We start from the raw sequence: 22,042 nt of genomic DNA on the forward strand, positions 1-22,042 counted from the left end.
GTGTTTCCCCGACCCCTGCAACCCAGAATTGGGTAGTTGGGGTAGAGGGAAGAATAGCGCAGGGCGGGGTACCGGCAACCCGAAGGTGCCGATACCCCGCCCTGATGGTGCCCGCGCCTCCACGTGTGGAGGGTGAGGCACCTGATGTATTTAGTGCATCCAGCCGGTAATCAGGCCGTTAGCGAAGAAGATGAGGAACACTGCGGAAACCACGTACATGAGCCAGTGAACTTCCTTGCCGCGACCCTGCACCAAGCGGATGAAGACGTAGGACAGGAAGCCTGCGCCGATACCGTCCGCGATGGAGTATGCCAGCGGCATGAAGATGATGGTCATGAACGCGGGGATACCCAGACCCCAGTCGTTCCAGTCGATGTTCACTGCTTGGCGGATCATCAGGAAGCCAACGAACACCATTGCGGGTGCAACAGCTTCGAAGGGCACGATGGTGACCAGCGGGGACAGGAAGATTGCGACGAGGAACAGTGCGCCGGTGACGATGTTCGCGAAGCCGGTGCGTGCGCCCGCGCCGATACCGGTTGCGGACTCCACGAAGATCTGGCTTGCGGAGGAGGAGGTGCCACCGCCGGCTACGGAGCCGAGGGCGTCCACGAGCAGGACCTTGTCGACGTTCTCGATCTGGCCGTCCTTGATGGTGCCTGCTTCGGTTGCGAGACCGACGGAGGTGCCCATTGCGTCGAAGAACGCGGAGATGAGGATGGTGAAGATCAGCAGAACTGCAGCCATGCCGCCGAGGGTGCCGAAGGCGCCAAACAGGTCAGCGGAGCCGAACAGGGAGAAGTCGGGCAGCTTGCTGGTGTTGGAGTCCCAGACGGGGACGTTCAGAGACCAGCCGGTGGGGGACTGAAGCGAGCTGCCGGAGGGCACGACCTTCTCCAGGATGATGGAGAGGGCGGTGGAGGCGAGCACACCGTAGAGGATTGCACCCTTCACATTACGGATGAACAGCGCAATGGTGAGGAACAGGCCGAACAGGAAGACCAGGGTGGGCCAGCCGAGCAGGTGGCCGCTCACGCCGAAGGAGACGGGCACGGTGGTGCCGGCTGCGTCGGGCATGCGGCGGATGATGCCTGCGTTAACGAGGCCGATGAAGGCGATGAAGAAGCCGATACCGACGACGATTGCAACCTTGAGCGATTCGGGAACCGCGTTGAACACTGCGGTGCGGAAGCCGGTCAGCACGAGGATGGTCATCAGCACACCAGCCCAGACGACGAGGCCCATGATGGCGGGCCAGGTCAGGTTGGGGGTGGAGGCGATGGTGGTTGCCAGCAGCGCGTTCACGCCGAGGCCTGCCGCCATGGCGAAGGGCTGCTTGGCGATGACGCCCATGAGGATGGTCATGACGCCTGCGACCAGTGCGGTCATTGCTGCGACCTGCGGTACGCCGAGGGCGTTGCCGGATGCGTCCTTGCCGAGGCCGATGATGAGGGGGTTCAGCACGACGATGTAGCTCATCGCGAAGAAGGTGGCGAGGCCGCCGCGGAATTCTGCGGCGATGGTGGAGCCTCGCTCAGTGATCTTGAAGTAACGGTCCAGTGCGCCCTTGGCTTCTGCCTTGGGGCTCTGGGGAGCCGCGGTGTTCTCAGAAGACATTCGTGAAAATCCGTAGATACTCATAGTCGGGGCGGGGTTCGGGGTTCCGATCCCGCATAAAAAAGTGCCACTTCCCGGTGTGTTGGGGAGGTGACACTGTTGTTACCGAAATATTCTACGGTTAAAGTTTCTCTAAGCGTTAATCCAGGAAATTCCCAGCTTTCGTTCAGAAAGCCTGAAAAGGCACTGTAGAAACTATAAAATCCGCTGACTAGTAAAAAAATATATGTTTTGAATCTAAATAATTCGAAAATCTATACCATTTAGGTTGTGAAGGTGGTAGTCTTCTAGCACCAGGCCTGCGGTGGTGAAGTTTAGACCCACCCGCTACAGACGGGGATTCAACGATGAAAAATGCTCTGAGAGTGTGCGCAGTATTGTGCACAGTTCTGACCTTTCTGCTGGGTAGCGCCCTCATCTCTGTCCTGGAGACGCAGACTCCTCTGGGTACCAATGCGCAGGCACAGCTTTCTCTCCGTGCTTCGCAACAGTCTAAGTCTGAGCTGATTCAGAACTTTGATACTCTGGTGGATCGCTACGCTGCCGATGGTGCCCAGCTACTCAAGGTGGTCGCCGACCCCGAAGATTTTTGGCACGGAAAATCCGTCTACGTGTTTGGGGCGAATTCACTGAGCTCTGACGGTGAAACTATCGATTGGTTCGACCCGGATAAGCACGGGAAAAAATATCCGTCACGAGCACTTGGGGATTCTTCGCTTGACGGCCAATACGCGCTAGCGGGTAGCCAAGAATTTGTGCGTGCTTTTGAAAACCTTGCCCGTGAACAAGGCATGGATGTTAAAGTTACCTCCGTTAACCCGGTGCGTGTTGTCTACGGGGCAGTTACTTCTTCGGGCTCTCTGACGAGCCTTATCTGCCTCGCTGTGCTCTTCTGTACCGCAATCATGGGGTGGTTGTCGGTCCGTTCGCGAACTCAGAATATTCTGCTTCTGAACGGATACTCCCCGCAGCGTCTGCAGCGAAGGGATGCACAAGACCTCCTGCTCCTGGCGCTACCTCCTGCAGCGGTAACAGCATTGTGCATGGGATGCGTAGAGGGGTTCGTGTATGGTGTGGCGCATCTTCCTCAACTGTTGGGGGTTACGGCGCTGATTTTTGCCGTGTTTACCGTTCTCATGCTGGTTGCTCTACTGCTGATCAACCTCATGACTTGGCCGAGTATTACTGCTGTGGGACGTAGGGAACCGGCGTATCGACGTTTTACAGTTCCGAGTGCAATCGCTAAGTATGCTGTGGTGGTTTTAGTGGCGTGCACTATTCCGGGTCTGGTCTCAAGCGCTCAAGTGAGTTTGGGTAGGAGCGATTCGGCGGCTGGCTGGTCTCTTCTTTCTGACCAGTACACCTTACGGGTGAACGTGCCTGAAGCGACGATACGGGATGAACAGGCGCTCGCCTCCTACGACCAGGCTACAGTGCGTGCTTTAGGTTCTCTTGAATCACGGAACGGTGTCCTCTTGTCCTATGCGTTGGAAAACGTTAAGGGTTTGGAGGGTAGCGGATACGATGGTGCTCTTATGGTGAACCGCGCCTATGTGGACCTTCTTCAGCAGCGTCTTGGCTTGTCGTTCAAGAACGTTGAGGATAGCAACTTCCCTGGATCTCAGTCTTTGCGTGCAGAGTATTCTTTCCACCAGAAGGACCGGGAGGATCGCGGATTTACTCTGCTCACTGTGGAGGATAAAACCAACTCGTCGGGGGTAAAGGTGCCTGCTTTGAGCTCTCAGGATTCACGGCTTCTGAACTATAAAAAGCCTGTTCTTGTGGTAACCGAATCGGCGACGCAGAATCTACAACCTTCCTTTATTTCTGCGGCCTTGACTACCGGTAACGTCATGGTCTCTCAGCCTGCGTCTGTACGGGCTGCCTACAACGCTGAGGAAATTGGGCAGACCCTACTTTCTGTGGACCGCGCGGGAGAAGAACACCTTTACATCGCGCAGCTGGAACGTAACCAGTATGTTGCGCATCTTGTGGGCCTAGCAATTCTCTGTGCGGCACTCATTATTGGCACAGCAATTAATACGTACATTACCCTTGCGGCTCGTGCTCGTAATGATTTTGTTTTACGTACTGCTGGTCTGCCTCTTAGAACAATTTTTAGTGGGTACCTTCTGAAAGAAACCTGCATTGTGTGCCTTTGCTCTGCTGCTGGGTTGGTACTTCTTCTGGTGCAGGGAGCAGAGTACGCTTTTTCAGCGATGACGGCACCGCTGTTGTACGGCACTATTCTGGCGTTGGTGCTGAGACTGAGTTTTAACCGTATCTTCTCCGCGACGGTTCACCGTCGTCACGTATAGGAGTGAATGATGAGGAATACTGTTTATCCCTCTGGCAATGTGGAACACCCTGAGGTAACTATCGCCTCCCGCAACATTGTGGTGTATGCGCAGGGGCAGCCCATTCTCCAGAGTCCTCACTTTGAGGCATATGCGGGGGAAGTAACTGGCATTGTGGGTCCGAGCGGATGCGGTAAAACGACGCTTTTGAATGTGTTGGGTCTGCTGATGCCGCCTCATGAGGGTGAGGTTGTTATTGGGGGCCGGCATATGGAACGTGCTCGCGAGAAGGAGCGTCTTGCGTTCTGGGCTGATGAAGCTTCCTTCGTTTTTCAGGATTACGGAATTATTGAGGAATGGAGCGTTATCGAGAATATTCTGCTTGATCGTAAGACCTTTGGTCGTGCTCGTATTACGGATGAGAGCCGCGAGCTTCTGAGTGTCATTGGTCTTGAGGGGAAGGAACGTACTTCGGCTGCCCTGCTGAGTGGTGGTGAGAAGCAGAGGGTGGGTATCGCTCGGGCAATCCATAAGGGTGTGCGCTACATTTTTGCGGATGAGCCGACGGCAAGTCTCGATGCTGAGAACCGGGCATTGGTTGTTGAGCTGTTGAGCTCTGCTGCTCGGCGTGGAGCCACAGTTATCGTGGCGACTCATGACGCGGATATGATGGCCGCCTGCGATAGGCTATGCCGTCTTGAAAGCCCTACCAGAATTCCCGATTCGGGATTAGTGGATGTAAATGTAAATTCTCATCGGAAGGAGAACGGATCATGACGACAAGGAGCCCTCTAGCTCGTGATGAGTATGATCGTGCGCCGGAAAATTCAGGAAGCGATGCCCCTCGAAAAAACGGATTGCGGCACCTGCCGCGAAAAGTGGTGGGCGTTCTAGTATCTTGCGTGGTGTTTGTTGGCGCTCTTCTGTGCCTGTACTGGGGCGGGGCTTTTGAGCCATGGCTGAATGAGTATTCGACCACTACACCAGCCTGTGCAACAGCTTCTTCACCGGAGGATGTACAGCAAGCTCTTGCGCGGACTGAAGAGCTTAATGCTATTCGTTCGGCTGCGAAGAATGTTGAGTTCTCCCAGACTCTTCTGTGCGATGGGCAGAAGGCTGTTTTGACGATTACGTACACTGACCGGTCGGATTTTAAGCGTTTGAATGATGCGGTCACTTCGGCACATTTGGGTGCTGCTGCTGAGATTAAGCTCAAGAGGTAGGCGTGTAAAGAACGGTGGTTGTTTATCGCCCCTGCGCGAACAATGATAGTTTGTTAGGTTAGTAGACCCTAAGTTTCTGCTATATTCGAGGTGAAACATGCGTCGCCGGATGCCAGGTTCCGTGTGGTGAGCCTTTTTCGGCATAGATGAGAATTCGGCATAGATGAGAAGGAGCCCACCGTGACTGAAACTCCCCAAGAAAACACCGCTGAGAACTATCCCGCCGCGGAATCCCTGCCGGTACGCCAGCGCGCCGTCGTAGCAACCGACCGCCCCGCCCGATACATCAAGCAGCTCGGTTCGCACATGGGCCGCAAGCTCGGCACCGCAGAACTACCCGACGGTCTGCGCCTCACCTTCAACCGCGATGGTATTTTCCGCGGCTACGGTGACCTGCGCGAAATCGACGGTGCCCTCGTCATGGAGGTACGCGCCGAAAACGACGAGTTGGCTGCTGGTCTGGCGGATGTGCTGGACCGCCACCTGGTCCGCTTCGGCGAACGCGACGAACTGGTCGTGACCTTTGAGGCGGTACCCGCCTCCTAGTCCCTGCTTTCTAGTCTTCGTTACCCTGCCCCGCCCTCCTGCACCTCGGAGGGTGGGGCAGTTCTATGCCCGCTGCGTGCGGAGGTGCCCGGGGTCGGATGCGCCGCCCTGCCCGGATTAGGCGACCCCTCCTGAATTAGGTGACCCCGCCCGGATTAGGTGACAGAAAATTATCCTATTTAGTGGGCGAAGACATATAAGCCACCGAACACCCGTCAATCCCCGGTAAAATAGGCAAGAAGTGAACACTAAGCTCACCGCCTGTTCGCGCCGCACCGGGCGCCGGACGGTGAACTTCGAAAGGAAGATTTTCGTGTCTGAAGCAGCACGCCCCCTGCGCGTCGCCGTTATTGGTGCAGGTCCCGCCGGTATTTACACCGCCGACATCCTCACCAAGTCTGAAGAGGTCCGCACCGGCGCCGTCGAGGTCGCCATCGACATCTTCGACCGCTACCCCGCCCCCTTCGGCCTGATCCGCTACGGTGTGGCACCGGATCACCCCCGCATCAAGGGCATCATCACCGCACTGCACAAGGTCCTGGACCGCGGCGACATCCGTTTCTTCGGCAACGTTGAATACGGCAAGGACCTGACCCTCGCCGACCTGCGCGAACACTACGACGCCATCATCTTCGCAACCGGCGCGATTTTTGATGCACCCCTGAACATTAAGGGCATCGACCTGGACGGCTCCTACGGCGCAGCAGACTTCGTCTCCTGGTACGACGGCCACCCCGACTACCCCCGCACCTGGCCGCTCGAAGCTGAGCAGGTTGCAGTGCTCGGTAACGGCAACGTCGCTCTGGACGTCTCCCGCATCCTCTCCAAGCACGCTGACGACCTGCTCGTCACCGAAATCCCCGACAACGTCTACGAGGGTCTGAAGGCTTCCCCCGTGACCGACGTGCACGTCTTCGGTCGCCGCGGCCCCGCACAGATGAAGTTCACCCCGCTCGAGCTGCGCGAACTCGCACACTCCCGCGACGTGGACATCGTCCTGTACGAAGAGGACTTCCAGTTCGACGCTGCTTCCGAAGAAGCAATGGAGAAGAACGCACAGACCAAGGTCATGATGAAGACCCTGCGCGGCTGGCTGGAAGACCAGAAGACCAACGAGCAGACCGCATCCCGCCGCCTGCACCTACACTTCCTGCAGTCCCCGCACGAGATTCTCGGCGAAGACGGCAAGGTCGTGGGCCTGCGCATGGAACGCAACAAGCTCGACGGCAACGGCGGCATCATCGGCACCGGCGAGTACGTGGACTACCCCGTACAGGCTGTCTACCGCGCAATCGGCTACTTCGGTTCCGAACTGCCCGAAATCGGTTACGACGACAAGCGCGGCGTCATCACCAACGTTGAGGGTCGCGTCGTGGACGAGAACGGCGAGGTCGTTCCCGGCCTGTACGCATCCGGTTGGATTAAGCGCGGCCCTGTCGGCCTGATCGGCTCCACCAAGTCTGACGCGCTCGAAACCATCACCCACCTGCTCGAGGACCGCGAGAACCTCTACACCGCACCCGAGCCGGAGGCAGAGGCATTCAGCGCCTACCTGGACTCCAAGGGCATCAAGTACACCACCTGGGAAGGCTGGCACCGCCTGGACGACCACGAGAAGGCACTGGGCGCCGCATCCAAGGATGCAGCCGGTGAGCCTCGCGCCCGCGTGAAGGTTGTGGACCGCGACGAGATGGTCAACATCTCCCGCGGCGAGTAATCCTTACCTCTAGCACGTAGAGCATAGAAATCGACCCCGTACCGTGAACCGGTGCGGGGTCGATTTTTGTCTATATATAAGGAAGCGGGGGAGTAGGGGGCTCTCGGAAAGTGCTCGCCCGGAAGAGTTATCGAAAGAGCGGTTAAAGAAACCCACCCCGCACCATGAGGTCATGCGGGGTGGGCTGGGTAGGTGCCGAAGACACTCGAGGACATACCCTCCGGCTACCCGGACGCGCAGCGAGCCCATGCAGTGACTCCACGTGCGGCGCATCCCTTAACGGGGTCTAGAAAGCTAAAGAAACACCAAGATTAGCTCTCTAAACAAGCGCATAGCCGTACGGTGTGTAGACTATGCACACTTTTTGAGGACGTCTTCAATGCCCAAAATGGCCTTGAGTACGGTTTCAGTTTCAGTACCCAGCTTCTTGCGGGCTTCACCAGAAATGACGGCCTTCACGATGTTCTTGAAGGTCTTCCACTGCTTGAAGGCGTTAACGAGTGCCTTAATAAGCTTGTAAATGGCGATGCCCAGCTGAATGACAAACTTTGCAATACTGACAACGCAGGCAATAACACCAACGGGGGAGAGCGCTACGTGGGCGCGTCCATCAGACTTACGAACAGCGGCCTTAGCGCTTGCAATCTGACGGCCTGCGTCAGTGCCCTGGACGGTGGTCAGGTTGCCCAGTGCGCTCTCAATGCCGCTATTAACGCGGTTGGAGGATCCAGGCTTCGCATACTTCAAACGGGCAGGTACCTGCTCTAGGCGGCGCAGAATCAGCTTGAGCTGCTGGTCGGCAGTCATTGCCTTCTGCGGGTGCGCCATCTGCTGTGCCTGCGCTGCAGGTGCAGCTGCACAGCCGAGAGCGATGGTTGCGGTGCCTACGCCGAGTGCACGGAATGCCGTGCGGCGATTCATCGTTGCGGACACTGGATCCCCCTTTGGATCTCTATGCGGTTTATCGGTGCTGTAATGTGCGGTGACTTTACGTCTGGGGCTCCGGAAGTGGCCCCGTGCAAGGTCCGGAAGTGACCTCACGCCCTCTATAGTACGGTGCTCAAAGAGGGGGCTTCAAGCTATTTCAGGGGGTATTTTCAGCCGGCTTTCATCTCTCCTTGTCAATCGCTAGAGGTTTATCAAATCTTTATATTTCTGAGTCGTCATAATTGCGTAGATATCTGCACTGAGAGAAAAATAAGCGTCTGACAAGCCGGTTTATTGTATTCCCAAGAGTGAATATTTGCATCTACGTGCATTCTGGCCTGTAGTTGCTTTGCGCGGCACATTTTTGAGGGCTCCGGGGAGGCTGGGGTGAACCCTCTAGAGAGGTGTTGCTGTGCACTCTCTTGCAGATATTTGCACCCAGGGTAGCGTCTTGCCTGCATGTCCTATATAAGCGCGTAGAAAGTTGTCGAAAAATTTTTGGAGATATTGTGGAGTTTTTTGGCCGCTGCGATGCGCATAAGAGGGGTGTATAAGAGATGTGAAGGTGGGTTTTCGGAATTCTTGCGGGATTGATTCCGACATCTTCGAAACAAAATTTCGGAGGAGTTTCGGAGGAGTTTGTAGAAAATCTGTAGAAATCAGAGCGGGAAATAGGGCTTCTTCGAGGCCTCTGCAGGCACCCAAAAGTCGCTAAAACCCCTCCAAAAGCTCCTGATATGGGGTGTTGTGAAGAAATTTTAAAATTTTTTGAAGTTTTTCTGAATCGTCATTGACAAGCTTAAACACATATGTGCCAGGCTATAAATGGTCGAAAATGGGGGTCAAAATCGGGTAAAATCGAACAAAACGGTTTGCACGCCTCCGCAAATCTGTCATAGACTAGTGGAGGTTCGAACGACGGGATGAAGAAAACGGAACCTGTTCGATCGACTAGGCCCCCATCGTCTAGCGGCCTAGGACGCCGCCCTTTCACGGCGGTAGCACGGGTTCAAATCCCGTTGGGGGTACTTGCAAATCTCACGATTTGCAAAGCCAAGTTAGATGATATAGAGTTTACTTCTGTTGATTCCAACAAGGCCCCGTAGCGCAGTTGGTTAGCGCGCCGCCCTGTCACGGCGGAGGTCGCGGGTTCAAGTCCCGTCGGGGTCGCTCTGGCCGCGTAAGTTCAGATGATTATTCATCCGAAGACGCGGTCATTGCGTATCTAAAAGTAAATACGCAAGGCTCTGTAGCTCAGTTGGTAGAGCGTACGACTGAAAATCGTAAGGTCACCGGATCGACGCCGGTCGGAGCCACGAAATCCGCCTCCAGGCTTCTACAGTGGGGCGGGTTTTGTTTTTAAAAAACTTTGCGGTTGCAGATACTGCAAAGCCGTCGAAAAGGCGGCATCTTGGGAATAAAACCCTCAGATGCCGCCTTTTTGTATATAGATTGTATACAGAGACACCTACCCTATAGCCACTGCAGAAAGCACCAACGCACCCATGACTGCCCAAAATTCAGCCGCCCAAAATTCAACCCACCAACGCCTAGAGGACTCACCTCAAATTCCGTGGGCAAAAAATGCTGCTGTCGATAGTGCGCAGGCGGGCGGAATCCGCTTCGAGAACATCACCAAAAGCTACCCGAGCCGAACCGGTGAACCCACCACAGTGCTGCAGAACCTGAACCTGCATATTCCCGCCGGGCAGATTACCGTGTTCGTCGGACCCTCCGGCTGCGGTAAAACCACTAGTCTACGCATGATTAACCGCATGGTTGAACCCAATAATGGCACCATCACCATTGACGGCGTGAACGTGCACGAGAAGAACCCCTACGAGCTGCGCCGCGGCATTGGCTACGTGATGCAGCAGGGCGGGCTCATGCCGCACCGTACCGTCGCGCAGAATATTGCCACCGTGCCGCGTCTGCTCGGTGCCTCCCGCAAGGAGGCGCAAGCTCGCGCCCTCGAACTGCTCGACGTGGTCGGTCTGGATTCTTCGTACGCCAAGCGCTACCCCTCCCAGCTTTCGGGCGGTCAGGTGCAGCGCGTTGGTGTGGCACGTGCTCTCGCCGCCGATGCGCCCGTCCTGCTGATGGACGAGCCGTTCTCCGCAGTGGATCCGGTAGTGCGCACCGACCTGCAGAAAGAGCTGCTACGCCTACAGGGGGAACTCGCCAAGACGATTGTGTTCGTCACCCACGACATTGATGAGGCGCTTCTGCTCGGCGATACAATCGCCGTCTTCGCGGAGGGCGGCCGCCTCGCACAGTTCGGTACTCCAGAAGAGATTCTCTACAGCCCCGCCGATGATTTTGTGCGCTCCTTCGTGAGCCGCTCCGTTGCCGGTCTGCTGGATGAGCAGACGGTGCGCCAGGCGCGCGCACGCCGACTTGCCGCCTCCCGAAAAGCGCAGAACGGTGCGGTAGAAGGCGAGAAAAGCGAATGAGTCTTCTAGAAAATATTGTGCTCGCGGCACCACCTCTCGCCGCGCAGCCCCTAGTGGTATCACCCCTCGCCGCAAGCGATATGCACTGGGAATGGGTAGCCACCAATAGTCAGCGCATCCTAGAGCTGACCCTCAGCCACCTCTACCAGGGCGTCGTACCCGTCGCGATTGGCGCTCTCGTCGCGCTGCCGGTCGCCTACTACGCGAGCCGTCGCCGTGACCGCGGTTCCGAACGCCGCATCGGTGCACGAACCCTCATGCAGCTCTCCTCGCTGCTCTACACCATCCCCTCCATCGCACTGTTCGTGCTGATGCCGCTCATTCTGGGAACCTCCATTATTTCCCCGCTGAACGTGCTCGTCGCCCTGAGCGTCTACTCCTTCTCGCTCATGGTGCGCTCCGGTGTGGATGCCTTCGACTCCGTACCCGATAGCGTGCACGAATCTGCACGCGCCCTCGGATACACGCCCCGACAGGCGCTGATGGAGCTCTACCTGCCCCTTGCTACACCCGTCATTATGTCGGGAATCCGTGTGGCAACCGTGGCAAATATTGCGATGGTGTCCGTGGGTGCCCTCATCGGTGTGCCCTCGCTCGGTACGCTTTTCACCGATGGACTCGCGCGCAATATCCCTTCGGAGATCCTGGCTGGCGTAATCCTTAGCCTGCTGCTGGCACTGGTCCTCGACCTGCTCCTTATCCTTCTGACGAGGGCACTTACGCCCTGGCAGGCGGCTACGGTTACGAACCGCCACAGCCCCGAAAGGAAGGCATAACCCGTGAACGTCATAGAACGAACCTTCGCCTACCTCATGGACGGCTCCAATTGGCAGGGAAGCGGCGGAATCCTCGTGCGTCTGCTCGAACACCTGAGCGTCACCGCCCTCGCCACCGCCTGCGCGGCACTCATCGTCGTGCCCCTCGGCCTCTGGGCTGGGCACCACCGCCCCTCCGACGGCACTAACCGTCGCCGCAGCAACCTGCTCATGAGCACCGTAGCCGCCACCCGCGCGCTACCCGCGCTCGGTCTGCTCACCATTCTGGCGCTCTGGCTGGGTGTCTCAACCCTGCCCGCCCTCATCGTGCTCATTATTATTGCGGCAGCACCCCTGCTCGCCGGAGTTCTTGAAGGCCTCGCCGCCGTACCCGAAGACCTCGTGGACGCAGCCCGCGCCCAAGGCCTGCCCGAATGGCAGATTCTGACCCGCCTCGAAATCCCGCTCGCCGCCAACATGATGCTCGGCGGGCTCCGCTCCGCACTCGTGCAGGTCATTGCAACCGCGACCATCGTCGCCTACCTGAGCGGCGGAACCCTCGGCAGGTACCTCTTCGATGGGCTCGCTGTGCGCGATTACCCGCGCATGCTCGTCGCAACCCTGCTCGTGGCGCTTCTCGCCTTCGCTGTGGACGCGCTCATGGGCCTTGTGCAGCGTGCGCTCACCCCCACGGGGCTCACCATCAACCGGAAGAAGGCATGAACCCGATGAATCAGACGCCTCAAACCTTCGCACGCCGTACCGTATCTCGTCGCACTGCCCTCACCGCAGCCGGAGCGCTCGGCATGGCGGGTATTCTTAGCGCCTGCGGGCTCAGTGGCGACAAAGTTTTCAGCGGCGAACACGAAGGAATCATCGTTGGCTCAGCGGCCTTCGCCGAATCCCAAATCCTTGCCGAAATCTACGCTGGATCCCTCACCCGGGCGGGATTCAATGCCCGCACCCAGCTGAGCATCGGTGCCCGTGAGGCGTATCTGGGGGCACTCGCCTCCGGTGCGGTGGACGTTATCCCGGACTACTCCGGAAACCTGCTGCTTTACCTTGACCCGAAGGCTACAGCTAACACTGCGCAGGAGATTCTGCAGGCGCTACCCGCCGCCCTCAGAACCCTTGCCACGGGTGGCTCCGGGGCTGAAATCCGCGCCCTCAACGCCTCCGAGGCGGAGGATAAGGATTCGCTGGTCGTTACCGCGCAGACCGCCCAGAAGTACGGTCTGCGAAGCCTTGAAGACCTCGCCTCCCGCTGCACGAATCTGAAGCTTGGCGCCGCCCCGGAGTTTGCCGAGCGCGCCTACGGCATCCCGGGTCTGAAAGAGAAGTACGGATGCATCCCCGCCGAGTTTGTGCCCCTCTCGGATGGCGGCGGCGCGCTGACCGTTAAGGCTCTGCTGGATGACACCGTGCAGGTGGTTGACCTCTACTCGACCACCCCCGCAATTGAGCAGAATCAGCTGGTGGTGCTGGAGGATCCGAAGAACATGATTCTGGCTCAGCAGGTGCTGCCCATTATCAATACGTCGCGAGTTCCCGACTCTGCGGCGGAGGTTCTGAACCGCGTTTCGGCGAAGCTCACTACCGCTGATTTGCGTACTTTGAATGACCGTGTTTCGGGTACCTCTAAGCAGGAGCCCGCGCAGGCGGCGGCTACCTGGCTGAACGAGCACGGCTTCTAAGATTCTTCCTGATATTCCATATTAATTCCTCTATAGGAATGTCTATAAACAAAACCGACCTGGGAATATTCTAGAAATAGAATATTGCCAGGTCGGTTTATATTGCCCTTATCCCACACGTTAGGGGAGGGGCATATAGTAGCTTTTAGCCCTCAATCAGCAACGCCAGAGCCTCGTAGGGGCGCAGGCTCAGCGTCACCGTCTCAGCTGAATCAGATACAGCAGAATCCGCCGCAGCGGAATCGACCGTAGAATTCTTGTAATTACACACCAGCACGCGACCGGAACGAACAAATTCAGCCGGAACCTCAACCTCGGTCGGCTCACCGTAGAAGTTCGTCAGTACCAGCAGGCGCTGCGCCGGGCTACCGTTCTCAGCACTAGCCTCAGCGGGCAGCTCACGCAAGTACGCAAACACCCGCTCGTGATCCAGCGCGTAGGGCGCGTACGAACCCGCAGAGATGACCGGGTACTGCTTACGCAGGGCAATCAGGTTGCGGTAGTAGGGCAGAATCACGCCGTCGCGTTCCTCATCCTCCACCGAAATGCCGGCACCGGTCGCCGCGTCACGCACCGGGGCGGGAACCAGCCACGGCGACGTGGAACCAAAACCGGCAGTCGCCGAATCCGCGGTCCACTGCATCGGCACACGCGAATTATCGCGAGCCTTCGAGGCTACAATCTCCAGGGCCTGCTGCTCGCTCAGACCGCGCTCACGCAGCATCGCGTAGGCGTTGTGCGCCTCCACATCCACATACTGCTCGATTGAGGAGTAGACCGGGTCAATCATGCCGATTTCCTCGCCCTGGTACACGTACGGGGTGCCGCGCAGCAGGTGAATTACGGTCGCTAGCATGGTCGCCGACTCGGCACGGTAACGCTCAACGTCACCAAAACGGTTCAGCGCGCGCGGCTGGTCGTGGTTATTCCAGAACAGCGCGTTCCAGCCGCCGCCGGCCTGCATACCCAGCGCCCAATCGTTCAGGATTTGCTTCAACTCGGCAAAACGGAACGGCACCTTCGACCACTTCTCGCCGTTCTCGTAGTCCACCTTCAGGTGGTGGAAGCTGAACACCATGTCCAGCTCGTGGTTTACCGGGTTGGAGTAGCCCACGCAGTTTTCGATGCTGGTCGAGGACATTTCGCCCACGGTCACGGTGTCATCATGCTGACCGAATGAGGCGCGGTTCAGTTGCTGAATGCGGGTGTGCACAATCGGGGTGTCGGTGTATTGTGCCTTGTCCACGGTGCCTTCGGGGGCGTCGAGCAGCTCTTCGTCCTTACCGATGACGTTAATGACGTCAAAACGGAAACCGCGCACACCCTTCTCGTACCAGAAATTCACGACCTTAAACAGTTCGTCGCGCACAGTCGGGTTGTACCAGTTCACGTCCGCCTGGGTGCGGTCGTACAGGTGCATATAGAACAGGGGAGTGCCGTGCTCATCCGTGTACTCGCCAAAGCGGGACCAGCAGGAGCCGCCGAACTTCGACTCCCAGTTGGTCGGTTCGCGCAGCTGACCGTCCTCGGTGTATTTGCCGGGGCGAATGTAGAAGTAATCCCAGTACTCGCGTTCACCGGCGAGCGCACGCTGGAACCACTCGTGCTCGGTCGAAACATGGTTGAGCACCATATCGAACATGACGCCCACACCGTGCTCGGCGAGGGCAGCAATCATCTCTTCGACGTCCTCCATGGTGCCAAGGTCGGGGTTAATGGCGTAGTAGTCGGAGATGTCGTAGCCGTTGTCGTTCTGCGGGGAGGCGAAGAACGGGTTGAACCACACCATATCCACACCCAGGGAAGCAATGTAGGGCACCTTCTCGATGACGCCGCGCAGGTCGCCGTAGACGCCACCCGCCGAGGAGTAGAAGGACTTGGGGTACACCTGGTAGATGACGGAGGACGCGAAATCTTTACCGCCTGCCGGGCTGGTTACCGGCGTGAGGGTGAGCGATGCGGTGGGTGCCTGTGTCATAGAAACCTTCTGAAATGTATGCAGCGTTCAGTGTGTATAAAAGCGTGTATAAATCAGTGTGTTGGAAACGAACCGCGCCGGTGCTACATGTGGTGCTACGTATGCGCAGCGAGGCCCGTACGCGGCAGGCACGGCAGCCCGCCGCCTCCCGGTGCGTTCGCCGACTGAATATCGCCGCCCGCAACCTGGGCTCATTCCAGATTAGGGGGCATAATGGGGTGATGTCCCCCATCTACCCCAAAGGGGGCAATTCTGCCGCAGATCCGGCACAACCCCGTGGCCTCAACACTCCCACCGATAGGCGGTTGCAGGCTCGTGCGCGTTTCGATGCATGAAACCAAAGTGACCCTGAGCTGAAGAGCGTTGGACGCCGCGCGTAAAATCAGTACTTGCATCACTACGGAAGGTAAAACAATGCCAGAACTGCGTTCACGTACTTCAACTCACGGCCGTAACATGGCTGGTGCCCGCGCCCTGTGGCGTGCCACCGGCATGGGCGATGACGACTTCGGCAAGCCCATTATTGCTATCGCGAACTCTTTCACCCAGTTCGTGCCCGGCCACGTGCACCTGAAGGACATGGGTGAGCTGGTCGCCGGCGCGATTCGTGAGGCTGGCGGCGTCGCCAAGGAATTTAACACCATCGCTGTTGATGACGGTATTGCGATGGGCCACGACGGTATGCTCTACTCGCTGCCTTCCCGCGATCTGATCGCTGACTCGGTCGAGTACATGGTCAACGCGCACCGTGCCGACGCGCTGGTCTGCATCTCTAACTGTGACAAGATCACCCCCGGTATGCTTCTGGCGGCTATGCGCCTGAACATCCCCACCATCTTTGTCTCTGGCGGCCCCATGGAGTCCGGCGAGGGCATTGAGGGTATTGTTGAGCACCGCCTCGACCTGATTGACGCCATGGTGATGGCTGTTGACGATAGCGTCAGTGACGCTGCGCTCGCTCAGGTTGAAAAGAATGCGTGCCCGACCTGCGGTTCGTGTGCGGGTATGTTCACCGCGAACTCCATGAACTGCCTGAATGAGGCGATTGGTCTGGCTCTGCCCGGTAACGGCACCACCCTGGCTACTCAGGTTGCTCGTAAGGAGCTGTTCCTGGACGCTGGCCGCCGCATCGTTGAGCTGGCTAAGCGCTACTACGAGCAGGATGACGAGTCGGTTCTGCCCCGCTCTATCGCGACCAAGGAGGCGTTCGAGAACGCTATGGCGCTGGATGTGGCGATGGGCGGTTCAACCAACACTGTGCTGCACACCCTGGCGATTGCTCACGAGGCGGGCGCTGACTTCACTCTGGATGACATTGACCGTATTTCGCGTCAGGTTCCCTGCCTGGCGAAGGTTGCCCCGAACTCCACTAAGTACCACATTGAGCATGTGCACCGTGCCGGCGGTATCCCCGCCCTGCTGGGTGAGCTGAACCGTGCCGGCCTGCTGCATAAGAACGTTCATTCTGTTCATGCTGACTCGCTGGACGAGTGGCTGGATGAGTGGGATATCCGCGGTGGCAAGGCGAGTGAGAAGGCGAAGGAACTGTTCCTCGCGGCTCCCGGTGGCGTGCGCACCACTCAGGCGTTCTCTACCGCGAACAAGTACGAGTCCCACGAGACTGACTCCGAGAATGGTTGCATCCGCGCTGTGGAGCACGCGTACACCAAGGATGGCGGTCTGGCGGTCCTGTACGGCAACATCGCCCAGAACGGTGCGATCATTAAGTCCGCTGGTATTGATGAGGAACTGTTCCACTTCAAGGGTCGCGCCTTCGTGGTCGAGTCTCAGGATGAGGCTGTGTACGAGATCCTGTCGAAAAACGTGAAGGAAGGCGACGTTGTCGTCATCCAGTACGAGGGTCCGAAGGGCGGCCCGGGTATGCAGGAGATGCTGTACCCGACCTCCTACCTGAAGGGTTTGGGTTTGGGCAAGAAGTGTGCTCTGATCACTGACGGTCGTTTCTCCGGTGGTACTTCCGGTATTTCAATCGGTCACGTCTCCCCGGAGGCTGCTGCTGGCGGCGCAATCGGCCTGGTGCAGACCGGCGACGAGATTGAGATCGACGTGAACAACCGCATCCTGCGTGTGAACGTTTCGGATGAGGAGCTTGCTGCTCGCCGCGAGGCGAAGGGTGCTGCACCGTGGCGTCCGACTAAGCCGCGTGAGCGTCAGGTATCGAACGCTCTGAAGGTGTACGGCATGTTGGCTGCTTCGGCTGATAAGGGTGGCGTGCGCATCCTGCCCGAGGACGTATAAGCCCCTCACGTATCGTGTGAGAATTTAATATCTTGCCCTGATGGGCTGGCGCCCCGTTCCGCGGTTTTTCTGCGGGCGGGGCGCTGTTCTTTGTCCGCGTCTTTGTCTGCCGTCGTGGGATACCCGGTGCGGCGTATTGCCTTGTCAGTTGCGGTGCAGTAGGGTGTAAGAAGGTATTTAGGTACCCGCTTCACCGACTCAGCACAACCACTCAAACACAACGCAATTCGCAACCCTCACAAGGACGTATTCATGGTTACCTTGCCCGCACGCGCACAGCGTGCTTTTACTCGTCGTGCCCTGACGGCTCTTGCCTGCATCGGTGCGCTCGCTTTGAGCTCTTGCTCTGCTCAGCCGCAGGCTGAGGAGTCTGAAACCACCCCGATGATGGTGGCGACTTCCTCGGCGTCCGTTGATGCGAAGACCCTGTTTAAATCGGCGGATGGCTCCTGGAAGCCGAATACTGTGCAGATCTCTGCCGGCCTGGACGCGCCGGCAACTTTCGATGCTGTAGCAACCCCGACCGATGAGCCGAGCACCGACGCCGAGTACGAGGCGGCATACGCCTCGGCGAGTGGTTCCGCGAACACTATTGATGCGGGCACCCGCTGCGGTGTGACGAGCCTGCTGGGTGGTTCCGCCGGTATTTACGTGTATGACGGTTCGGATTGTGCGAAGGCTCAGGAGGCGGTGCGTCTGTTCAACAGCCGCAAGAACCAGGACGGTTCGGCGAGTGTTGAGTGGTACCAGTGCGCTACGAAGGTGCAGGGTCGCGACTACATTACGGGTGCCTGCTTCACGCAGGGTGGTGGCGTTGAGAAGCCGCGCCTGGCGTTGATTCCGGCGCAGACCCGCATGCTCTCGGGTACGCTGACTTTCGCTGAAGTCTACGGCGGCGGAACTTTCGGTCAGGGCGATTCAGCGAAGACTGTTGAGGCGCTGCGTTTCACCAGCCCGGACTCTAAGGTCGCGTGCTCGGTGACCCCGTCGGGTGTGGATTGCCAGGCGCTGGTGGGTGTGACCCTGGAGGGCTGGGATGCCGCCTCCGGTAAGGCGCAGCAGCGCGTGCACATGGTGCAGGGTCAGGCTCCCGAGGCGAGCCTGGTCGGTCAGAGCGCCACCCCGGAACCGGTGAAGACCGAGGGCATTACTGCGCTGCCGGCTGGTCAGGTGGTGACTGCGTACGGTTATACCTGCAAGTCGGTGAATACCGGTAAGGTGCATTGCGTGAGCGCGACGAGTGGTTTCACTCTTGATTCGGTGGAGGTCGGCATAGAGCGCCGCTAAACCGAGAATGAAGGCGCGCTGCGAGTAGCCGCGCTCGCCTCCATAACTGACATGCGAAGGTGCCCGGCACCCCCTCAGTGAGGGGGTGCCGGGCACCTCGGTCTTTAACGTTGCTTAGCGGAAGTTGACGATGCGAACGTCCAGCTCGGAGGAGAGCAGCGGCTCCCATGCGGCGACACCCTTCTGGAAGTGTTCGGTGCCCATGTGCTTTTCGAGCAGTTCCTGGGATTCCCAACGCTCGATGAATGCGAAGTCGGTGTCGGAGACGGCACCGAAGTCGTAGCTGACGTTGCCTTCGTCCTGGCGGCTTGCGGTCACGAGCGGTTCGATGGTCTTGAGGAATTCTTCGACGTGCTCGGGCTTGACGGATACTCCGGCGTAGACACCAATCATGGGGCTCTCCTTGTGGGGTGGTGCGGCGGTTGCCGCGTCGTATATGACTCTTTTACCGTACACCTTCACCCCTACGGCGGGGAGGTATGCGCGGGGGTTTCTCGCGCTGTGTTCTGTGCTGGGTTTTGTGTTGTGCCGGTGCGTGAGAGGAGTTGCGGTTATTCCATTCGCTAACTGTAAAAAAGGTGTTTTATATTTGCGTGCCCCTTTCTTTTCGACCTATAAAAGAATGAGGACGATACACCGCATGAATGGAAGGAGACGCGGTATGGCACACATGGGGGGTGACACTCATGGGATTTTCACCGGCGCATATCAAACGATGCACCCTGACCTGGGAGGCGCCCGACTATAGCGCCTCGTACCCTGCCGGGTACACGGATCAGGGCGTTGCTGTGATTGCGGTGGCTCAGGAGCATCGTAAGGCGCAGGGTTTTTGTTATTCCGCCTTGTCAACGGTGGTTTTTATTTCAAAGCAGGACGGCACCCGCACCGTGGTGAATGAGGAGCAGATGCTCTCTACCCACGTCCATTCCCTCATGGAGTGTTGCGATGAGGTGCATCCGCGTCTGCTGGGTCGCGCCGTGCTTTCTGCGTGGGATATGGTTCCGGAGCAGTACCGCCAGAACCTGGTGACGATTGCTGCTGACCGTAAGAATTTGAAGCAGCTTTTCCGTGATTGCGACCAGTTGAAGGCGATCATGGAGTACCGCGCCTTTGAGAAGGTGCTGGACCCGTACGATAACCATTCTTTGGGTGAAGTGCATGTGAAGCTTGCCGGCACGCCCGCGTATGAGCGGGTGCAGGCTGAGGTGTGTGCGGCACGTACCGCCGTGGATGAGATGGTGGAGGAGGCGCTGACCCCTCGACCGCTGGATCAGCTGCAGGACTATAGCGTTTTCACGGATTGTTCGTTCCGTTCGACTCACAATAAGAAGTATCAGCGTGGCGGCCGGATGGGCATCGCCGGCGTGAGTGAGGACGGCTTCTATTTTCATGCCCACTATGATGGCGTGAATATTATGACCGGTGAGCTATCTGCAATGTTGGCGGCTTATACGGTGTTCCATAGCGGTTCGCGCCGCCTGATTATTCATACGGATTCTTTGGGTGCGTTGACGTTTGTGTTGCGTTTGGCGCATAGCCGTTGGGCTTTTGAGGCGTGGGTTTCTGAGGGTATTCAGGATGAGCGTGTGGTGTCTCAGATGCGTGCTTTGACGGAGGCTATCCGCGAGAAGCGTGTGCTGGTGAAGCATGTTCCGGGCCATACGGGCCACGGTTTGCAGGAGAGTAGCGACTCTGTGTCGAAGATGCATCGCCATTTTCCGGGGCAGATTGTGGATAAGCGTCATCAGAGCGAGTTTAATCAGCGTTGCGAGTCGATTATTACTGCTTTGTCGGGTTGTGCGAAGGCTGTTCGCCTGCTTGCGCCGGAGTGGTTGCAGATTAAACCTTCTTCAATCCACACGGGAAACCGTTTATGGCGCTAAACTAGTCCAGGGTAGAAATGAACGCGCGATGCATTCGCCGCATACGAAGTTATGCGATGTCGGAGGTGTCGCGTGTTTCTTTTTGCCCTTTTGCCTTTTTCTGTGTGTACTTGTTCTATGTGTGCTCGTGTACGGCAGGTCTGTAGTGATAGATGCACAGCGGTGGGGATAGAATTGTGTGAAAACTTTTTCGATTCTCCCGATTTTTAGCGGGCGCACACTATCTTTTGGGGACCCAATTTATGCAGTTTCTTCCTCCTCCCGACTCTCCTCTATATATTCCGCTGGTGATGCTGTATGCGCTGACGACGCTTTCGCCGGTGCTTTTTATCTGCCTCTACCTGCGGGAACGCCGTAGCGTGTTTGTCGGCTGGCTACTGATTGTGACCGTGGGGTTGCTGGGTACGAGCCTGGGCGCAATGGCGGTTGTGTCAGAGAACCAGATTTTGCTGGTGCTGGCGCTCCTCATTGTTATCATTCCGGTGATTCTTTCGCTTTTTACGCCTCTGGGTTTGACCGGTCTGTTCCTTTATAGCGGTGTGCGCCTTATTGCTCGTGAGGGTTTTTCGCTCACTAATTCTTTGGCATTGGCTGCCGGTGTCGCTCTTATTGTGGGGCCGTTCTTTGTTCCCGGTTCGGTGGAGAATGTTCCGTTTGGCGGCGTGTGGGGCACTATTTATTTCTATTTTTCGCTGGTGCTGACCTATTTCACTATCTACGCGGTGGGCTTTACTGTGGCGGCAGCGTTGAACCTGGTAAATTTCCGCCAGCAGGCTGACTATGTGGTGGTGCTTGGTTCGGGTCTTATTGGTGACCAGGTGACTCCGCTGTTGGCGGGTCGTATCGATCGCGGCATTGAAATTTACCGTAAGAACCCCGGCTCGAAGCTGATTATGTCTGGCGGTCAGGGCGCGGATGAGGAGGTGCCCGAGGGCGTGGCGATGACTCGCTACGCTGTATCCCGCGGCATTCCCGAGGCGGACATTATTGTGGAGGACCGCGCGGTGAACACCCGCGAGAACCTGCTCTTCTCTTACGCCTTGATGCCGGAGGTTGCCGAGGGTAAAACCCCGAAAGTTGCTGTGGTAACAACCAGCTACCACCTGTTCCGTGCGTTGCTGTTGGCACGTTCGCTGGGTCTGGAATGCTGGGGTGCGGGGGCTCGTACGAAGCTGTATTTTGCGGTGAATGCTTTTATCCGTGAGTTTATTGGGTATTTGAGTATTACTCGCCGTCGCCACATCATCACTTTGAGCCTGTGCACGGTTCTCTACATTGCAGTGGCGCTCTTCGTGTGGTATTTGTACTCCGCCGATTTGAAGGGCCCGGGCGAACCGATGTAGCATCCAGCTGCGGCTCTAGCCGGTAGCCCCGTCCTAATGTATAGCGCTGCTCTAGCATGTGGC

The 22,042-nt window shown here is 57.7% G+C and carries 17 protein-coding genes and 3 tRNA genes; 16 read left to right on the forward strand and 4 right to left on the reverse strand.

The annotated features are described in order from the left end of the window. Window positions 1–150: 150 nt before the first annotated feature. Window positions 151–1,617: an NCS2 family permease gene (locus HMPREF2927_RS02440; RefSeq protein ID WP_070685216.1), complete on the reverse strand. Its 1,467-nt coding sequence runs from the start codon at window positions 1,615–1,617 to the stop codon at window positions 151–153. A gap of 347 nt (window positions 1,618–1,964) precedes the next feature. On the opposite strand from HMPREF2927_RS02440, the gene HMPREF2927_RS02445 reads away from it, so the two are divergent. The 5 genes from HMPREF2927_RS02445 to HMPREF2927_RS02465 all read left to right on the forward strand — a co-directional run bounded on the left by HMPREF2927_RS02445 (window position 1,965) and on the right by HMPREF2927_RS02465 (window position 7,400). After that, entirely contained in the window at window positions 1,965–3,935 is a 1,971-nt protein-coding gene (locus tag HMPREF2927_RS02445; RefSeq protein ID WP_070685218.1) for a hypothetical protein, read from the forward strand. Between the two features lie 6 nt (window positions 3,936–3,941). Continuing rightward, the gene (locus HMPREF2927_RS02450; protein ID WP_049358898.1) at window positions 3,942–4,691 is read left to right on the forward strand and encodes an ABC transporter ATP-binding protein; all 750 of its coding nucleotides are present in this window, start codon (window positions 3,942–3,944) and stop codon (window positions 4,689–4,691) included. Then, complete coding sequence (locus tag HMPREF2927_RS02455) at window positions 4,688–5,137, forward strand: hypothetical protein (RefSeq protein ID WP_049358901.1); 450 nt, start codon at window positions 4,688–4,690, stop codon at window positions 5,135–5,137. The genes HMPREF2927_RS02450 and HMPREF2927_RS02455 overlap by 4 nt, the downstream gene beginning before the upstream one ends. A gap of 180 nt (window positions 5,138–5,317) precedes the next feature. Further along, window positions 5,318–5,683: a DUF2218 domain-containing protein gene (locus HMPREF2927_RS02460; RefSeq protein WP_049358903.1), complete on the forward strand. Its 366-nt coding sequence runs from the start codon at window positions 5,318–5,320 to the stop codon at window positions 5,681–5,683. A gap of 313 nt (window positions 5,684–5,996) precedes the next feature. Continuing rightward, window positions 5,997–7,400, forward strand: coding sequence for an FAD-dependent oxidoreductase (locus tag HMPREF2927_RS02465; RefSeq protein WP_044150832.1), 1,404 nt, complete (start codon window positions 5,997–5,999; stop codon window positions 7,398–7,400). A gap of 351 nt (window positions 7,401–7,751) precedes the next feature. On the opposite strand, the gene HMPREF2927_RS02470 is transcribed toward HMPREF2927_RS02465, so the two are convergent. Next, entirely contained in the window at window positions 7,752–8,333 is a 582-nt protein-coding gene (locus HMPREF2927_RS02470; protein WP_070685220.1) for a hypothetical protein, read from the reverse strand. Between the two features lie 949 nt (window positions 8,334–9,282). Between HMPREF2927_RS02470 and HMPREF2927_RS02475 the strand changes: the two genes are divergently transcribed. The 7 genes from HMPREF2927_RS02475 (at window position 9,283) to HMPREF2927_RS02505 (ending at window position 13,229) form a co-directional block, all read left to right on the forward strand. Next, window positions 9,283–9,355 (forward strand) — tRNA-Glu (locus HMPREF2927_RS02475). 68 nt (window positions 9,356–9,423) lie between these two features. Next, window positions 9,424–9,497: transfer RNA gene (locus HMPREF2927_RS02480), tRNA-Asp, on the forward strand. A 73-nt stretch (window positions 9,498–9,570) separates the two neighbouring features. Then, window positions 9,571–9,643 (forward strand) — tRNA-Phe (locus tag HMPREF2927_RS02485). Between the two features lie 189 nt (window positions 9,644–9,832). After that, window positions 9,833–10,780, forward strand: coding sequence for an ABC transporter ATP-binding protein (locus HMPREF2927_RS02490; protein WP_070685222.1), 948 nt, complete (start codon window positions 9,833–9,835; stop codon window positions 10,778–10,780). Next, window positions 10,777–11,556: an ABC transporter permease gene (locus HMPREF2927_RS02495; protein ID WP_070675417.1), complete on the forward strand. Its 780-nt coding sequence runs from the start codon at window positions 10,777–10,779 to the stop codon at window positions 11,554–11,556. The genes HMPREF2927_RS02490 and HMPREF2927_RS02495 overlap by 4 nt, the downstream gene beginning before the upstream one ends. Before the next feature lie 3 nt (window positions 11,557–11,559). Continuing rightward, window positions 11,560–12,258, forward strand: coding sequence for an ABC transporter permease (locus HMPREF2927_RS02500; RefSeq protein ID WP_070685224.1), 699 nt, complete (start codon window positions 11,560–11,562; stop codon window positions 12,256–12,258). A 5-nt stretch (window positions 12,259–12,263) separates the two neighbouring features. Continuing rightward, complete coding sequence (locus HMPREF2927_RS02505) at window positions 12,264–13,229, forward strand: ABC transporter substrate-binding protein (protein ID WP_070685346.1); 966 nt, start codon at window positions 12,264–12,266, stop codon at window positions 13,227–13,229. A 145-nt stretch (window positions 13,230–13,374) separates the two neighbouring features. Here HMPREF2927_RS02505 and HMPREF2927_RS02510 read toward each other — a convergent pair whose 3' ends face one another. Then, window positions 13,375–15,207: an alpha,alpha-phosphotrehalase gene (locus HMPREF2927_RS02510; protein WP_070685226.1), complete on the reverse strand. Its 1,833-nt coding sequence runs from the start codon at window positions 15,205–15,207 to the stop codon at window positions 13,375–13,377. A 414-nt stretch (window positions 15,208–15,621) separates the two neighbouring features. On the opposite strand from HMPREF2927_RS02510, the gene ilvD reads away from it, so the two are divergent. Continuing rightward, complete coding sequence (ilvD, locus tag HMPREF2927_RS02515; protein WP_070685228.1) at window positions 15,622–17,466, forward strand: dihydroxy-acid dehydratase; 1,845 nt, start codon at window positions 15,622–15,624, stop codon at window positions 17,464–17,466. A gap of 252 nt (window positions 17,467–17,718) precedes the next feature. Beyond that, window positions 17,719–18,753, forward strand: a complete 1,035-nt coding sequence (locus HMPREF2927_RS02520) for a 2-oxoglutarate dehydrogenase (RefSeq protein ID WP_070685230.1) — start codon at window positions 17,719–17,721, stop codon at window positions 18,751–18,753. A gap of 114 nt (window positions 18,754–18,867) precedes the next feature. Here the strand turns inward: HMPREF2927_RS02520 and HMPREF2927_RS02525 are convergent, their stop codons facing one another. After that, the gene (locus HMPREF2927_RS02525; RefSeq protein ID WP_070685231.1) at window positions 18,868–19,146 is read right to left on the reverse strand and encodes a putative quinol monooxygenase; all 279 of its coding nucleotides are present in this window, start codon (window positions 19,144–19,146) and stop codon (window positions 18,868–18,870) included. Between the two features lie 293 nt (window positions 19,147–19,439). On the opposite strand from HMPREF2927_RS02525, the gene HMPREF2927_RS02530 reads away from it, so the two are divergent. Together HMPREF2927_RS02530 and HMPREF2927_RS02535 are read left to right on the forward strand one after the other, a co-directional pair. Further along, window positions 19,440–20,636 (forward strand): RNase H family protein, encoded by a 1,197-nt coding sequence (locus tag HMPREF2927_RS02530; RefSeq protein WP_070685233.1) that lies wholly within the window; start codon window positions 19,440–19,442, stop codon window positions 20,634–20,636. Between the two features lie 242 nt (window positions 20,637–20,878). Further along, window positions 20,879–21,979: a YdcF family protein gene (locus tag HMPREF2927_RS02535; protein ID WP_246827333.1), complete on the forward strand. Its 1,101-nt coding sequence runs from the start codon at window positions 20,879–20,881 to the stop codon at window positions 21,977–21,979. Window positions 21,980–22,042: the final 63 nt, after the last annotated feature.

The organism is Rothia sp. HMSC061E04, from assembly GCF_001813685.1.
In the GTDB taxonomy this organism is placed as follows: Bacteria; Actinomycetota; Actinomycetes; order Actinomycetales; family Micrococcaceae; genus Rothia; species Rothia mucilaginosa.